The sequence below is a fragment of the Gordonia liuliyuniae genome (genome assembly GCF_021739025.1).
GTDB classification, from domain to species: domain Bacteria; phylum Actinomycetota; class Actinomycetes; order Mycobacteriales; family Mycobacteriaceae; genus Gordonia; species Gordonia liuliyuniae.
In genome coordinates this window covers 409,881-425,198 of the sequence record NZ_JAKKOT010000003.1, presented here as the reverse complement: position 1 = coordinate 425,198, position 15,318 = coordinate 409,881, and the positions used below count along the sequence as shown (strand labels likewise).

11 protein-coding genes and 1 pseudogene are annotated in these 15,318 nt (G+C 67.8%); 8 read left to right on the top strand and 4 right to left on the bottom strand.

The window, feature by feature from the left end; genetic code table 11:
* The first annotated feature begins 149 nt into the window (after positions 1–149).
* Genes L5G28_RS06685 through L5G28_RS06660 form a run of 6 tightly spaced genes read left to right on the top strand, consistent with a single transcriptional unit; the run spans position 150 to position 8,604 of the window.
* Entirely contained in the window at positions 150–3,875 is a 3,726-nt protein-coding gene (locus L5G28_RS06685) for a nitrate reductase subunit alpha (RefSeq protein WP_237000842.1), read from the top strand.
* Positions 3,875–5,548, top strand: a complete 1,674-nt coding sequence (narH, locus tag L5G28_RS06680; RefSeq protein ID WP_237000841.1) for a nitrate reductase subunit beta — start codon at positions 3,875–3,877, stop codon at positions 5,546–5,548. The genes L5G28_RS06685 and narH overlap by 1 nt, the downstream gene beginning before the upstream one ends.
* The gene (gene narJ / locus L5G28_RS06675; RefSeq protein WP_237000840.1) at positions 5,545–6,222 is read left to right on the top strand and encodes a nitrate reductase molybdenum cofactor assembly chaperone; all 678 of its coding nucleotides are present in this window, start codon (positions 5,545–5,547) and stop codon (positions 6,220–6,222) included. The genes narH and narJ overlap by 4 nt, the downstream gene beginning before the upstream one ends.
* On the top strand, positions 6,219–6,965 hold the full coding sequence (gene narI / locus L5G28_RS06670; protein WP_237000839.1) for a respiratory nitrate reductase subunit gamma: 747 nt from the start codon (positions 6,219–6,221) through the stop codon (positions 6,963–6,965). The genes narJ and narI overlap by 4 nt, the downstream gene beginning before the upstream one ends.
* Positions 6,965–8,224 carry an MFS transporter gene (locus L5G28_RS06665; RefSeq protein WP_237000838.1) on the top strand — a complete coding sequence of 420 codons (1,260 nt, stop codon included), beginning with the start codon at positions 6,965–6,967 and terminating at the stop codon, positions 8,222–8,224. The genes narI and L5G28_RS06665 overlap by 1 nt, the downstream gene beginning before the upstream one ends.
* The gene (locus tag L5G28_RS06660) at positions 8,221–8,604 is read left to right on the top strand and encodes a cupin domain-containing protein (RefSeq protein WP_237000837.1); all 384 of its coding nucleotides are present in this window, start codon (positions 8,221–8,223) and stop codon (positions 8,602–8,604) included. Before L5G28_RS06665 ends, L5G28_RS06660 begins: the two co-directional genes overlap by 4 nt.
* 126 nt (positions 8,605–8,730) lie before the next feature.
* Here L5G28_RS06660 and L5G28_RS06655 read toward each other — a convergent pair.
* Both L5G28_RS06655 and L5G28_RS06650 read right to left on the bottom strand, forming a co-directional pair.
* Positions 8,731–9,000 (bottom strand): annotated as a pseudogene (locus L5G28_RS06655) (Rossmann-fold NAD(P)-binding domain-containing protein); the annotation flags it as partial.
* Between the two features lie 355 nt (positions 9,001–9,355).
* On the bottom strand, positions 9,356–10,033 hold the full coding sequence (locus L5G28_RS06650) for a trimeric intracellular cation channel family protein (RefSeq protein ID WP_236996234.1): 678 nt from the start codon (positions 10,031–10,033) through the stop codon (positions 9,356–9,358).
* A gap of 151 nt (positions 10,034–10,184) precedes the next feature.
* Here L5G28_RS06650 and L5G28_RS06645 point away from each other — a divergent pair, with 151 nt between their 5' ends.
* Positions 10,185–11,564 carry an AIM24 family protein gene (locus L5G28_RS06645; RefSeq protein ID WP_237000836.1) on the top strand — a complete coding sequence of 460 codons (1,380 nt, stop codon included), beginning with the start codon at positions 10,185–10,187 and terminating at the stop codon, positions 11,562–11,564.
* A 10-nt stretch (positions 11,565–11,574) separates the two neighbouring features.
* On the opposite strand, the gene L5G28_RS06640 is transcribed toward L5G28_RS06645, so the two are convergent.
* Positions 11,575–12,981 (bottom strand): aminotransferase-like domain-containing protein, encoded by a 1,407-nt coding sequence (locus tag L5G28_RS06640; RefSeq protein ID WP_237000835.1) that lies wholly within the window; start codon positions 12,979–12,981, stop codon positions 11,575–11,577.
* A 78-nt stretch (positions 12,982–13,059) separates the two neighbouring features.
* On the opposite strand from L5G28_RS06640, the gene L5G28_RS06635 reads away from it, so the two are divergent.
* Complete coding sequence (locus L5G28_RS06635; RefSeq protein WP_237000834.1) at positions 13,060–14,289, top strand: pyridoxal phosphate-dependent aminotransferase; 1,230 nt, start codon at positions 13,060–13,062, stop codon at positions 14,287–14,289.
* Positions 14,290–14,314: 25 nt separating this feature from the next.
* Here L5G28_RS06635 and L5G28_RS06630 read toward each other — a convergent pair whose 3' ends face one another.
* The gene (locus tag L5G28_RS06630; protein ID WP_236996230.1) at positions 14,315–15,310 is read right to left on the bottom strand and encodes a zinc-binding dehydrogenase; all 996 of its coding nucleotides are present in this window, start codon (positions 15,308–15,310) and stop codon (positions 14,315–14,317) included.
* Positions 15,311–15,318: the final 8 nt, after the last annotated feature.

Here is a 15,318-nt window from a genome sequence, read left to right as displayed (position 1 = left end):
TCACGGAAGGCCGCCATCGGCCGACCTGTGGATAACTCGGTAAGGCCTCCCTCACTCCGGGGACGACGGCCTGGGACGCTGCTGCCCGAAGGTCCCGAATGTCGCGAGAACGCCGATTCTGGCGGCATTTCAGGCATAGAGTCCGACCCATGCGGGAGTCTCACAGCGTGCAAGGCCCGGCGGCGCAAGCCCTACTCGATATCGGCAACTTCTTCACCAAATGGGATGAGAGCGACGACGGTCGCGCCGTGTTCCGCGACGGTGGCCGCAAGGGCGACGTCTTCTACCGGGATCGGTGGAGCCACGACAAGATCGTCCGGTCGACGCACGGCGTCAACTGCACCGGATCGTGTTCGTGGAAGGTGTACGTCAAAGACGGCATCATCACGTGGGAGACGCAGGAGACCGACTATCCGTCGGTCGGTCCCGACCGCCCCGAGTACGAGCCACGCGGCTGCCCGCGCGGCGCCGCGTTCTCCTGGTACACGTACTCCCCGACCCGAGTGCGGCACCCGTACGCACGGGGCGTCCTCGTCGAGATGTTCCGGGAGGCCAAGAAGAAGGTCGGCGGCGACCCGGTCCTCGCGTGGGCCGACGTCGTGAACGATCCGATGCGGCGTCGCTCCTATCAGCAGGCGCGCGGCAAGGGCGGACTGGTCCGGGTCACCTGGGACGAGGCGATCGAGATCGCCGCCGCGGCCCACGTGCACACCATCAAGACGTACGGGCCCGACCGTTGCTCCGGCTTCTCCCCGATCCCCGCGATGTCGATCGTGAGCCATTGCGTCGGCACCCGGTTCGTCCAGTTGATCGGCGGCGTCATGACGTCGTTCTACGACTGGTACGCCGACCTTCCCGTCGCGAGCCCGCAAGTGTTCGGCGACCAGACCGACGTGCCCGAGTCCGGCGACTGGTGGGACGCGTCGTACCTGATGATGTGGGGCTCCAACGTCCCGGTGACCCGCACTCCCGATGCGCACTGGATGGCCGAGGCACGGTACCGGGGCACCAAGGTCGTCACCGTCTCCCCCGACTACGCCGACAACACGAAGTTCGCCGACGAATGGCTCCCCGCCCAGGCGGGCACCGACGCCGCCCTCGCCATGGCGATGGGGCACGTGATCATGCGCGAGTTCTACGTCGACGGGCAGACCCCGTTCTTCGCCGACTACTCGCGCAAGTACACCGACCTGCCGTTCCTGATCCGCCTCGACGAGCGCGACGGCACCCTCGTCGCAGGCAAGTTCGTGACAGCCGACGAACTCGACGGCGCGCCGACCGACGGCCCAGACGACGCACCTGGCGCCGAGGAGCAGTGGAAACCGGTCGTCCTCGACTCGATCACCGACACCCCCGTCGCCCCGAACGGGTCGCTGGGGTTCCGGTACGCCGAATCCGGCGAAGGCAAATGGAACCTCGACCTCGGCGACGTCGTCCCCGCGCTCAGCCTCTACGACGGCGGCCACGAGCCGCGCGAAGTGAGCTTCCCAGCATTCGACGCCCCCGACGGCAGCGGAAGCGTCATCGTCCGCGGTGTGCCGACCCGCCGCATCCACGGACACCTCGTCACCACGGTGTTCGACCTGATGCTCGCCCAGTACGGCGTGCAACGAGACGGACTACCCGGCGTCTGGCCCACCGGCTACGACGACGCGTCCGTGCAATACACCCCCGCCTGGCAGGAGGCGATCACGTCGGTGCCCGCCGACACCGCGATCCGGGTGGCCCGCGAGTTCGCGACCAACGCCCGCGAGTCGGGCGGACGCTCGATGATCATCATGGGCGCGGGCATCTGCCAGTGGTTCCACGGCGACGCGACCTACCGTGCGATCCTCGCGATGCTGTTGTTGACCGGCAGCATGGGCCGGAACGGCGGCGGTTGGGCGCACTACGTCGGCCAGGAGAAGTGCCGTCCGATGACCGGCTGGATCTCCCTCGCCAACGGCCTCGACTGGTCGCGTCCACCGCGCACCCAGCCCGGCACCTCGTACTGGTACATGCACACCGACCAGTGGCGGGGCGACGGCTACTCGACGTCGGCGCTGGCGTCCCCGCTCTCGCAGGGCACGCTCGACCACGAGCACACCGCCGACGCGATCGCCCAGTCGGCGGCGCTCGGATGGATGCCGTTCTATCCGCAGTTCACCGCGAACCCGCTCGATGTCGCCGACGACGCGCAGGCCGCCGTCGCCGCGGGCGACGCGCCGGACGCAGCGTCGTATGTGGCGGAGAAGTTGCGCGACGGCGGACTCACCCCCGCGATCAGCGACGTCGACGCTCCCGAGAACTGGCCGCGCACCCTGGTGCTGTGGCGGTCGAATCTGCTCGGGTCGTCGGCGAAGGGCAACGAGTACTTCCTGCGACATCTCCTCGGCACCCACCACAACGTGCTCGGTTCCGAAGACCCGCAGACGCCGCGGCCGTCGAGCGTCGCCTGGCACGACACCGCACCCGAGGGCAAGCTCGACCTGATGCTGTCGGCGGACTTCCGCATGACGAGCACGACCCTGCTCTCGGACATCGTGCTGCCCGCGGCCACCTGGTACGAGAAGCACGATCTCAGTTCCACCGACATGCATCCGTTCGTACACGCCTTCACCCCGGCGATCGACCCGCCGTGGGAGGCCAAGAGCGACTTCGAACTGTTCCACCTGCTCGCCGAGAAGCTCTCCCACCTGGCGAAGACCCACCTGGGGACCCGCCACGACCTGGTCAGCACGCCCGTCCAGCACGACACCCCCGGTGAGACTGCGCAACCGCACGGCCGCGTCGTCGACTGGCGCGAGGAAGGCAACCCCGGAAAGCCGGGCGTCAACATGCCGACGTTCGCGGTGGTCGAACGCGACTACACGGCGATCGCCGACAAGTTGGCGACGGTCGGACCGTTGGCGGACACACTCGGTTTCACCGTCAAGAACGTCAACTACGACATCGCCTCGCAGATCCCGCGCTTGGCCGCCAAGAACGGTGTGATGCAGTCCGGTGCAGGCGCAGGCAGGCCCGCGATCGAAACCGACGAGAAACTCGCCGAAGCGATCCTGACGTTCTCCGGGACGACGAACGGCGCGCTCGCCGTCGACGGCTTCGAGAAATTGGAGAGACGTGTCGGTAAGACGCTCGTCGACCTCGCCTCCGGTTCGGAGGAGAAGCGGATCACGTTCCCCGACACACAGGCCGGACCGGTCCCGGTGATCACCTCGCCGGAATGGTCGGGGTCGGAGACCGGCGGGCGACGGTACGCCCCGTTCACCGTCAACATCGAACGCGACAAGCCGTTCCACACGCTCACCGGACGCATGCACTTCTACCTCGACCACGACTGGATGATCGACATCGGCGAATCCCTGCCGATCTACCGGCCGCCCCTCGACATGCACCGTCTGTTCGGCGAACCGAAGCTCGGAGCCAACGGTGAGAAGGAGATCACCGTCCGCTACCTGACCCCGCACAACAAGTGGTCGATCCACTCCGAATACCAGGACAACCTGTTGATGCTGTCGCTCTCCCGCGGCGGCCCGACGTGCTGGATGTCGGCGGAGGACGCGGAGTCGATCGACGTGAAGGACAACGACTGGATCGAATGCGTCAACGCCAACGGCGTGTTCGTCGCGCGCGCCGTCGTCAGCCACCGGATGCCCGAAGGCGTCTGCTACGTGCACCACGCGCAGGAACGCACCATCGACGTCCCCAAGTCGGAGGCCACGGGCCGACGCGGCGGCATTCACAACTCGGCGACGCGACTGCTGGTCAAGCCGTCGCACCTGATCGGCGGGTACGCGCAACTGTCGTACGCGTTCAACTATCTCGGTCCGACGGGAAATCAGCGGGACATGGTCTCGACAATCCGTAAACGCAGCCAGGAGGTCACGTACTGATGCGAGTCATGGCGCAGGTCGCGATGGTGATGAATCTCGACAAGTGCATCGGCTGCCACACCTGTTCGGTCACGTGCAAGCAGGCGTGGACCAACCGGGCGGGCACCGAATACGTCTGGTTCAACAATGTGGAGACCCGCCCCGGGCAGGGGTATCCGCGGCAGTACGAGGACCAGGAACGGTGGCGCGGCGGGTGGAAGCTCGATGGGCGAGGCCGGCTGCGATTGCGCGCGGGCGGACGGCTGCAGAAGCTGCTCACCATCTTCCACAGTCCCGTCCAGCCGACGTTGCACGACTACTACGAGCCGTGGACCTACGACTACGAGAAACTCATCAATGCTCCGCTGGGCGACGACTTCCCCGTCGCCCGACCGAAGTCGCTGATCACCGGCAAGGACACGAAGGTCACGTGGTCGGCGAACTGGGACGACAACCTCGGAGGCGGACCGGAGGCCGCCGAACTCGACCCGATCATCGCGAAGCTGCGCGCCGAGTCGGAGGCGCAGATCAAGTTCTCCTACGAGCAGACGTTCATGTTCTACCTCCCGCGGATCTGCGAGCACTGCCTCAACCCGTCGTGCATGGCCTCCTGTCCGTCTGGCGCCATCTACAAGCGGTCCGAGGACGGGATCGTCCTCGTCGACCAGGACCGATGCCGCGGCTGGCGGCAGTGCGTCACCGGCTGCCCGTACAAGAAGATCTACTTCAACCACCGGTCCGGCAAAGCCGAGAAGTGCACGTTCTGCTATCCGCGCATCGAGGTCGGGCAGCCGACGGTCTGCGCGGAGACCTGCGTGGGACGTCTGCGCTACATCGGTCTGGTCCTCTACGACGCCGACCGCGTCACCGAGGCCGCGTCCGTCGAGAACGACACCGACCTGTACGAGGCACAACTCGATCTGATGCTCGATCCGCAGGACCCGGAGGTGATTCGCCAGGCGCGCGCCGCGGGCATCACCGACGAATGGCTCGACGCGGCTCGACGCTCACCGGTGTACGCGCTGGCCAAGAAGTATCGGATCGCGCTGCCGCTGCACCCGGAGTATCGGACGATGCCGATGGTCTGGTACGTGCCGCCACTCTCGCCGATCGTCGACCTCCTCACCGAGCAGGGGCACGACGGCGAGGCGGCAGGCACGCTGTTCGGTGCGATCGACGCGCTGCGGATCCCGCTCGAATACCTCGCCGAACTGTTCACGGCAGGCGACACCGACAAGGTCGCGCACGTGCTGCGGACGTTGGCGGCGATGCGCTCGTACATGCGCGACATCAACCTGGGCCGCGAACCGGACGCGTCGATCCCGGCGTCGGTCGGCATGTCCGAGGAGACGATGTACGAGATGTACCGTCTCCTGGCGATCGCCAAATATCACGACCGATACGTCATCCCGACCGCGCACACCGAACAACACGAGCGCGCCAGTGAACTCGAGGAGCTCGCGTGTTCGCTCGACTACGACGGCGGTCCCGGAATGTACGGCTCCGGCGCGTTCGGCGAGGCCAGCGGCCGGCCGACCCCGGTGTCGGTCGAGACGTTCCACGCCTTGCAGGAACGTCAGACCAGCGAGGGTGCAGCGGGAGACGCGGCACTGCGCGGACGCACCAACCTGTTGAACTGGGACGGCAACGGTGTCCCCGACGGGCTCTACCCGGAGAGGAAGGCGTCGCAATGAGGCTGCGTCTACGGTCCGAACGATCGATCGCCGCCGACCACCGCGTCGTGCGTCTCGTCGCATCCTGGTGCCTCGCCTACCCGGACGACGATCTCCTCAGCAAGATCGGCATGTTGCGCGCAGGCCTGGCCGAGGCGCCGCAGACCGAGGCGAGCACCCTGCTCACGACGTTCCTCGACCACCTGTCGGAGACCGACCCGGCACGCCTGGCGCACGACTATGTCGACGTGTTCGACCTGTCCGGCAGGCAGACGTTGTTCCTGACCTATTGGACCGACGGCGACACCCGACGCCGCGGCGAGACCCTCGCCGCCATCAAACGCGTGTATCGAGACTCCGGCTTCGCCGTCGACCTGCGCGGCGAGCTGCCCGACTATCTTCCGGTGATCCTGGAGTTCGCGGCGCGCGTCGACCCGGAGCGCGGCGGCACGCTCCTTGCCGAGCACCGCGGCGCCCTCGAGTTGATCCGCTTCTCACTGCTCGACAAGGCGTCCCCGTACGCGCATGTGCTCGCCGCGGTCTGCGCGACGCTGCCGGGCGAGTCGCCGCCGGACCGTGCGTCGGCGATCGCGATGCGCGGGCACCGACCCGAAGTGGAGTCCGTCGGACTCGAACCGTTCGACCCACGACTACTTCCCCTGCACACCGGAGCCGAGGCGGGAGCCCTACGATGAGCATCTTCCTGTGGGGTGTCCTCCCCTACCTGGCGTTGATCGCAGTGATCGGCGGAACCATCTGGCGGTACCGCTACGACAAGTTCGGGTGGACGACCCGTTCGTCGGAGCTCTACGAATCTCGTCTCCTGCGATTCGGATCGCCGCTGTTCCACTACGGGATCCTGATGGTGATCGCCGGGCATGTGATCGGACTGGTGATCCCCGAATCGTGGACGGCTGCCATCGGCATCAGCGAGACCTTCTATCACTGGGTGGCCGCCGTCGGCGGAATCATCGCCGCAGTCGCCACCCTCGTCGGCGTCTCCCTTCTGGTCTACCGGCGTCGGACCGTCGGCCCGGTGTTCATGGCGACCACCCGCAACGACAAACTCATGTACGCGGTCCTGCTGGCCGCCCTCCTCGCGGGCAGCTACATCACGCTGGTCGGAATGATCGACCCGCACGGGCACGGGGTGAACTACCGCGAGACCGTCTCCCCGTGGTTCCGGTCGATCTTCGCCCTGCAGCCGGACATCTCCGCGATGGAGGCCGCGCCCCTGCGATTCCACATTCACGTCGTCATCGGCATGTGCATGTTCATCCTGGTGCCGTTCACCCGACTGGTGCACATCTTCACCGCACCGCTGCACTACCTGTTCCGCCCCTACATCGTCTACCGCAGTCGCGACGACCGGCCCGCTCCGGGCAACGCGCCGCCGCGCCGCGGCTGGTCGCCCATCGGAGTGAAGGATCGAGACTGATGACCGCACCCGGCGTTTCCGCCCCTGCCTCGGTCACCGGGCAGACCCGTAACCTCGCTCTGGCGACGGCCGCGTTCGCGATCAGCTTCTGGGCGTGGAACCTCGTCGGACCGCTCAGCAAGTACTACACCGAGACGTTAGACCTGTCGGCGAGCCAGAAATCGGTCCTCGTCGCCGTCCCCATCCTCGTCGGTTCCCTCGGGCGGATCGTGGTCGGCGTCCTCACCCCGAAGTACGGCGGGCGGGTCATGTTCCCCGCGCTGCTGGTGCTGACCGCACCATTCGTCGTCCTCATCGCCGTCGCCAGCAACCTCGGCTCGTATCCGATGATGATCGTGATCGGCTTCTTCCTCGGCATCGGCGGCACGACGTTCGCGGCGGGTATCCCGTTCGTCAACAACTGGTTCGAGCCGTCTCGGCGAGGTCTCGCGACGGGCGTGTTCGGTGCGGGTATGGGCGGCACCGCCCTGTCCGCATTCTTCACCCCTCGGTTCGTGAACTGGTTCGGGTACACCGCGACGCACATCATCATCGCGGTGGCGCTCGTCGTGGTGGCAGGCATCTGCTGGGCGTGGATGCGTGACGCGCCGTCGTTCGTGCCGAGCACCGAGCCCGGCTTCCCGAAGCTGATCAGCGCGTTGAAGCTGCCGATCACCTGGCAGATGTCGTTCCTGTACGCCGCGGCGTTCGGCGGCTTCGTCGCCTTCTCCACCTACCTGCCGACCTATCTGAACGACGTCTACGAGATCACCGATCCGACGTCGGCAGGCACCAGGACGGCCGGGTTCGCGATCGCCGCGGTCATCGCCCGCCCCATCGGCGGCGCGCTGTCGGACAAGTTCGGCGCACGGCTGATCACCGCGATCTCCTGCGGCGGCGCCGCCCTGCTCGCGGTCTGGATGATCACCAAGCCGTCGACCGGATCGGGTCTGGCCGCCGTCGACTTCATCGGCATGGCCATCATGATGGGACTCGGATCCGGTTCGGTGTTCGCCTGGGTCGCGACCGCGTCGCCCGCTGCGCGGGTCGGCGCCGTCACCGGTCTCGTCGGCGCCGCGGGCGGCCTCGGCGGATTCTTCCCGCCGCTGGTCATGGGGGCGACCTACGACGAGGCAGGCCACTCGTACACGATCGGCCTCGCACTCCTGGTCGCGTTCGCCGCGGCCGCCTGCCTGTTCACCGTGTTCGGCATCGGGCGCAGTGCCTCCGAGTCTGCGACGGAATCGAGAGTCAAGGAACCGAGAGTGGAGAAGTCATGAGTTCGGTATCGCTGCCCGCCGTTGTCGACGAGCTGATGTCCGAGGCGCGCGAGGCGAGTTCGGGCCGGTCGGCGCGCACCGTCCGCGGCCACGCCGAGCACACGCTCCGGCACACGGTCATCGCATTGGCCGCAGGCAACGGACTGTCGGATCACGAGAGTCCGGGCGAGGCCACTCTCCAGGTGCTGCGCGGCACCGTCCGACTCACCACCGCCGACGGCGAATGGCACGGCACGGCGGGCGATCTCGTCGACATCCCGAACGTGCGGCACGGGCTGATAGCAGACGAAGACTCGGCCGTGATGCTGACCGTCGCGCTGCGCGGCACCACGAGGGACGGGCGTAAACCTACACCGGACAGCGCACACACTCGCCGATAGACCAACGCAAGCCCTGAGCGGTGTAGGTCGCCGCACACTCCTCGACGCCAGGCCCCGCAAGCCCTCGAGTTCACGCCGGCGGTTCGGGGTGGCGCGGCACGGCGGGTATCCGCGACACAGTTCGTCGAGCATGTCGGGCACCGTCAGCAGCACATGGTCGGGGGCGGCCGCCATGAGCTCTTCCGGAGAGATGATCGGGCTGTCCGTGCCCGTCATCCGCCTGCCCTGTTTCGCATCCGCCACGTCGGCGACCCCGAGCAGCACGTCGGCCGTCAGACCGGCCGCATAGAACAACGACACCGCCCGGGAGGCCGCCGCATAGCCGTACACCCGTCGCCCGGCCGCCGCGCTCGCCTCGACCCAGTCCCGCAGCTGGGCGGTCTTCCGGTCGAACACCGCGGCCAGCGACGCGAGTCCACTCGGCTAGGTGACCCGCGCTCGATTGATCGCGGGTCGATCCCTCACAGTTCTGGAAACGCCGAAAGTAGCCAACTGCGCCGTGTCGCCCCCAGGACGGGACTGAACCTACACCGCGTAGCGCGAACACTTGTCTATAGACCGTTGCAAGGCCTGAGCGGTGTAGGGCGCCCCTGATACCGACTCATCAGACGCGGCAAGATCACCGACGTCGAGTTCGCGCGGATTCGTCCGACCGTTCCTGATTGCCGCCGACCTGTGGCGGCTGATCAAGGTGAGTCCGAGGAGCCCCGAGGTCGCCGCGATCGCCGCGTACGGCCGCTCGGCCTGACCCTCATTCGCCGCGCGACACGTAGTACGGTCGCGGGCCCCGCCATCCGTACCTGAGGGAGAGGAGTCGCGCGAAGATCACCAGCGCCGCGCAGATCAGTCCGATCCACGGCCGATACCAGTCGAAGTACATCAGGGCGGACGTCACCACCGCGCCGACGAACGCGGGGATCGCATACAGGGGTTCGTCCGTGCGCAGGATCGCGGGCACCTGGCCGGACAGCACGTCGCGGATGATGCCGCCGCCGACGCCGGTGGTGAGCCCGAGGAGCGCGGCGGCAGGCGGCGACACTCCCCACGCGTAACCGACCGCGGTGCCGGTGAGGACGAACATTCCGAGACCTATCGCGTCGGTCACGTCGAGCGGCCAGCGCGTCAACCGCGTGGGCGGATGCCAGAAGAAGATGATCAACCCGGTGACCGCCGCCGCGGCAAGGTACTGAAGATCGGTGAATGCGGTCGGCGGCGTGTTGCCGACCAGAACGTCGCGGATGATGCCACCGCCGAGCGCGGTGCTGACAGCCAGGAACACGATGCCGACGATGTCGAGGTTCCGGCGGACGGCCAACAGTGCTCCGGACGCGGCGAACGCGATGGTGCCGATCATCTCGCCGATCTCGTGGACGAGTGACGCCGCATCGTCGATGTCGGCCGCCAGCACGACCGACTGCGCAACACTCACATCCGCCTCCGCTCGCATCGGTTCGCTCCGACTCTTCGGATTGAGCGTAGCCACCGCCGGTAGCGCGGCCGCATCCGAGACAGGGAACATCGTTCGTACATCCGCTTCGAGCCGGGGGCCTTCGAGCCTGGATCTCAGTACACTGTGATCCGTGAAGCAGCTGTCGCCCGGCGAGAACCAGCCACTGCCGTCGTCGACGATCGGTGTGCAGGTCCGCTGCGCGTCGCAGGCGAACACATCGGCGATCCTGTTGACCGACAGCGGACGCGTCCGGTCCGACGCCGACTTCGTCTTCTACAACCAGCCGTCGGCGCGCGGGGTGCAGTACCGCGACGAGGGTGCGGTCGACACGATCGCCATCGACACCGGCTCCGTCGACCAGGATGTGGTGACCATCGCGATCACCGCGAGCCTCGACGGCACCGGCCCCGCATCGTTCGCGACCGCGGGCGTCCTGCAGGCGACGGTCTTCGACGCAGCCGGGACCGCGACCGCCGACTTCACTGTTCCCGGCCTGACGAGCGAGACCGCCGTCGTCTGCCTCGAGGTGTATCGCCGCGGCGACGCGTGGAAGGTCCGTGCCGTCGGACAGGGCTACGACACCGGGCTCGCCGGCCTCGCGTCCGCGTTCGGCATCTCCGTCGACGACGAGCCCGCGCAGCCGAGCGGGCCACCGATGGCCGACCCACAGCAGTGGCCGCCCACGCCGACTTCGATCCAGCAGCCGCCGTCACCGACGCCGGTGCCCAACCCCGCCGCGACCGCCAGCGTCGCGGGCCGCACCCCAGGAGGGTCCATGCAGAGCGAACTGTTCGCCCCCGCACACGCCGAAGTGCAGTCGCAGGGCATCGGCAAGCAGGGCAGCAAGATGTGCCGGGTCGGGCTCAGTGGCGAGGTCATGGCCCGCCAGGGTTCGATGGTCGCCTACCAGGGCGACCTCCGTTTCGAAGCACTCGGCGCGGGCGGCATGGGCCGGATGGTGCGTCAAGCGATGACCGGTGAGGGGGTGCCGCTGATGAAGGTGTCCGGTCGAGGCGATCTGTTCCTGGCCGACAACGCGTCCGACGTCCATCTCATCGACCTGGACGGGTCGGACGGGCTCACCATCAACGGCGCCAACGTGCTGGCCTTCGAACCGACGCTGCAGTACAACGTCGAACGCATGCACGGCGCAGGCGCGATGAGCAATGCGGGCATGTTCAACTGCGTGTTCACCGGCCGTGGACGCATCGCGATCACGACGAACGGTTCGCCCGTCGTACTGAACGTCGCCGGCGACACTTTCGCCGATCCGCAAGCCGCCGTCGCCTGGTCGTCGAGCCTGCGGACCACGGTGAAGACCAATGACAGTTTCGGTCTCAACACACTGTTGGGTCGCAGCACCGGGGAACGGTTTACCCTGGCCTTCGGCGGACAGGGTTTCGTCGTCGTCCAACCGTCCGAGCAGCCGCCCGGCGGGTTCATCGGCGGAACCGGCGGAGGAAACGATGCAGGTGTCGGCGGCATGCTCGGAGGATTCCTCGGCCGCTGAGGCGATCGGGCTACCCGGCTCGCGCGAGTACCTCGCGCAGAGCAGACGCGAATTCTGCGGCGTCCGGTCCGCGCAGACGCGCATAGTTCAGTACGAGACCTGAGACCGCATACCGGTGCGCCTGACTGCTCAACGATCGGGTCCGCCACCCCGCTGCCTCCAGAGCGCGGACGATCTCGTCGTCGTCCCGCCCTGGCAGCAACACGCACAGGTGCAGCCCCGCTTCGACACCGGTCACCGCCAAGTCGGGACACTCTCGGCAGAGCGCGGACACCAGCCGTGAGCGTCGGTCACTGTACACGCGGGCCGCCCTCGCGAGATGGCGATCCATCGCTCCCGATCCGATGAACTCCGCGAGCACATCGGCGGGCACCGACGACGGGCCGCGACGGTGCACGGCCAGCCATCGCTGCACACCGCGGCGCAACGTCGCAGGTGGCAGACACCACGCGACCCGGAGGTCGGGCGCGACGGATTTGGACGACGTCCCGACGTACGCCACGCTCTCCGCCCCACCGGGCAGTGTCGCGAGCGCGGGCAACGGGGCGACGCCGTAGCGGAACTCCCCGTCGTAGTCGTCCTCGATCACGAGTGAGCCGGTCGTGCGCGCCCACTCGACCAACGCCACACGACGGTCCACGCTCATCCGATACCCGAGCGGATAGTGGTGCGCCGGTGTCACGAAGACGATCGAGGGCTCGTCGCCGAGCAGGGCCGCGTCGAGGCCGTCGGGGTCTGCGGGATGCACTCGCACGGACAGTCCTTGCTCGCGCGCCATGAGCATTGCTCCGCGATAGCCGGGGTCCTCGATGTGAAACGGGGCCTGCCCGTCCGCCGCGAACGCCGCACACAGAGCCGCGACGGCCGATCGCGAGCTGTCGAACAGCATCGGGTCTGCATCGGCGATGCCTCGGTGACGCCGAAGATGCCCGGCCAGAGCCGCGCGGAGTGTCGGGCTCGGTTCCTCCCACGGATTCAATCCGGCCAGTCCTCCGACCGCAGCAGTTCGGACCGCGCTGCGCCAGGCCCGCGCGTCGACCAGCGTGGCGTCGGGGATTCCGGGCCGCAGGTCGCGGTGCGACCGACCGCGTCTCGGTTCGACGGTGGGCCCCGGAACTGCCTCGTCGCGCCCGCGTGTCCTCGCCCCGGCCCGTGCCGCCTGTGTCGCCCCGCCGCTGACACGCGTGCCCGACCCGTGCGTCGAGGAGATGAAGCCCGCGGCGGCGAGTTCGTCGAACGCCCGCACCACGGTTCCTCGGGAGAGTCCGGTCTGCCGAGCCAGCACGCGAGTGGACGGCACGGCGTCGCCGTCCGTGAGCGCGCCGTCGGCGATCCGGTCGACGATTGCGTTCACCAGGTCGGCGGCACCCGCCACATCGCCGAGGACTAGAGAACCGGGACCGGGGTTGCGTGGCATGGAACCCAGAATAGTGGTCCTGCGATAATGACAGAAGTGGATCTACCATGATGGCCACTTCGCGGGTGGAATAGCCGTATGACATCGTTCCGACAGTCCGACCGCCTCCGTAATGTCCGCTACGACGTCCGCGGCCCCATCCTCACCGAGGCCATGCGCCTCGAGGCCGAGGGCCACGACGTGCTGCGCCTCAACTTGGGCAACATGCACCCGTTCGGACTCGAGGCCCGCCCCGAGATCGTCGACGCCGTCGCCGCCGGCCTCGCTCCCGCGCAGGCGTACTCGGACTCCCGCGGAATCCCCGAGGCGAGAGAGGCGGTCGCCGAGCACTATCGGCGCTGCGGCATCGACGACGTGTCTGCCGACGACGTGTTCCTCGGCAACGGGGTCAGCGAGCTCATCACGCTCACACTCCAGGCGCTGGTGAACCCGGGCGACGAGATCCTCGTGCCCGCCCCCGACTATCCGACGTGGACCGGCGCGGTGAACCTCACCGGCGGGGTACCGGTGCATTATCTGGCCGACGAGGCCAACGGATGGAATCCGTCCATCGAGGACATCGAGTCGAAGGTGACCCCGCGAACTCGCGCTCTCGTGATGATCAACCCGAACAACCCGACGGGCGCCGTCTACAGCGAGGAGACGGTCCGCGGGATCGCCGACATCGCGCGCCGCCACGACCTGATCCTGCTCAGCGACGAGATCTACGAAGAGCTCGTGTTCGGCGACGCCCGCCACCACCATGCCGCCCGCACGGCGGGCGACGACGTCCTGTGTCTGACGTTCGGCGGCTTGTCGAAGGCCTACCGGGTGTGCGGCTACCGGGCGGGATGGGTGGTCGCGACCGGACCGCTGCATCGCGCGGCCGATCTGCTCGAAGGCGTCACCCTCCTGTCCAACATGCGTGTCTGCCCGAATGTGTCCGGCCAGTACGCGATTCCCGTCGCACTCGGCGCGGGCGCACCCGGTTCTCCGCTGCCCGCCGACATCGTCGATCCCGACGGGAGCCTGGAGCGTCGACTCGCACTGACCGCCGATGCGCTCAACGCGATCCCCGGCGTCACCTGCGTCCCGCCGCGCGGTGCACTGTACTGCTTCCCTCGGATCGATCGTGAGATGTTCGGTGTGGCCGACGACGAGGCTTTCGTGCTCGACCTGCTGCACACCGAGCACATCCTGGTGACACACGGAACGGGCTTCAACTGGCCCGAGCCCGACCATTTCCGGATCGTCTGTCTCCCCGACGAACAAGTCCTGACGCGGGCGGTCGCGTCGATCGGCGACTACCTCGCACGCCGCAGACGGTGAACCGTCACCGTTGCGGCGGATGCGATCACGGCCGAAGCAGGACCTTGCCCGACCGTCCCGGAGTCCCGCTGGCGTCGACCGCAGAGGCGATCTCGGCGAGCGGGAACACGCCGTCGACCGGCAGCGTGATGCGTCCGGTGGTGACGGAGTCGATGACCTCTCGCATCAGCGCCGCGCGCTTGGTCAGCGACATCTCTTGACTGACCGTGCGGCCCCAGAAGCCCTTCACCGTGAGTTCCTTGAAGATCGCCGCGTTGACCGGGATCTCCAGGAGCGCCTTCTGGCCCGCGCCGGGTGCGCTCATCGCACCGAACGAGACGAGTGTGCCGCGCAAGCCGAGCAATTCGGCGAGGTCGGTGCTCGCAGGACCGCCGATCGAATCGATCGCCGCGGCGAAGCCCGCCTCGCCGGCGAACGCCGCTGCCTTCTCTCGCCAGCCGTCCGTATCGGTGGACACGACATCGATGACGCCGGCCGCGGCGAGTTCGTCGACGGCCGCCGATCGACGGACGATGCCGACGACATTGACTCCACGAGCCTTCGCGAGCTGTGCCACCAGCCGTCCGACCATCCCGTTCGCGGTGTTCTGGATAACCCATTGGCCCGGCTCGACGTCGAGGTAGTCGAGCAGCGTCACCGCACTGAAGGGCATCGCGAACAGCTGTGCGGCCGCTTCGTCGGAAACGAGGTCGGACACCGGAAGCAGGCCGCTCGCACTCGCGACGAAGTACTCCGCCCAGGTTCCGAAGGCGGACCCGGTGGCCACGCGCTGCCCGACTTCAAGACCGCTGACACCGTCGCCGAGGGCATCGATCACGCCGACCGCCTCCGAGCCGGATCCGGCCGGCAGGCTGGGCTTGTAGCCGTAGTCGCCCTTGACCGTCCAGAGGTCGTGGTTGTGGATCGGCGCGAGCAGCGTGCGGACACGCACCTGGCCCGGGCGGGGTTCGGGAAGCGGGACGTCGCGGACGGACAGGACGGTAGCGGGATCGCCGAATTCGTCGTGTACGAGTGCGCGCATGAGTTCTC

Bases quoted from the DNA above. Each gene is read 5' to 3' on its own strand.
- L5G28_RS06685 (WP_237000842.1), top strand. From the start codon at position 150: ATGCGGGAGTCTCACAGCGTGCAAGGCCCGGCGGCGCAAGCCCTACTC.
- narJ (WP_237000840.1), top strand. From the start codon at position 5,545: ATGAGGCTGCGTCTACGGTCCGAACGATCGATCGCCGCCGACCACCGC.
- L5G28_RS06665 (WP_237000838.1), top strand. From the start codon at position 6,965: ATGACCGCACCCGGCGTTTCCGCCCCTGCCTCGGTCACCGGGCAGACC.
- narI (WP_237000839.1), top strand. From the start codon at position 6,219: ATGAGCATCTTCCTGTGGGGTGTCCTCCCCTACCTGGCGTTGATCGCA.
- L5G28_RS06635 (WP_237000834.1), top strand. From the start codon at position 13,060: ATGACATCGTTCCGACAGTCCGACCGCCTCCGTAATGTCCGCTACGAC.
- L5G28_RS06630 (WP_236996230.1), bottom strand. From the start codon at position 15,310: ATGCGCGCACTCGTACACGACGAATTCGGCGATCCCGCTACCGTCCTG.
- L5G28_RS06640 (WP_237000835.1), bottom strand. From the start codon at position 12,981: ATGCCACGCAACCCCGGTCCCGGTTCTCTAGTCCTCGGCGATGTGGCG.
- narH (WP_237000841.1), top strand. From the start codon at position 3,875: ATGCGAGTCATGGCGCAGGTCGCGATGGTGATGAATCTCGACAAGTGC.
- L5G28_RS06660 (WP_237000837.1), top strand. From the start codon at position 8,221: ATGAGTTCGGTATCGCTGCCCGCCGTTGTCGACGAGCTGATGTCCGAG.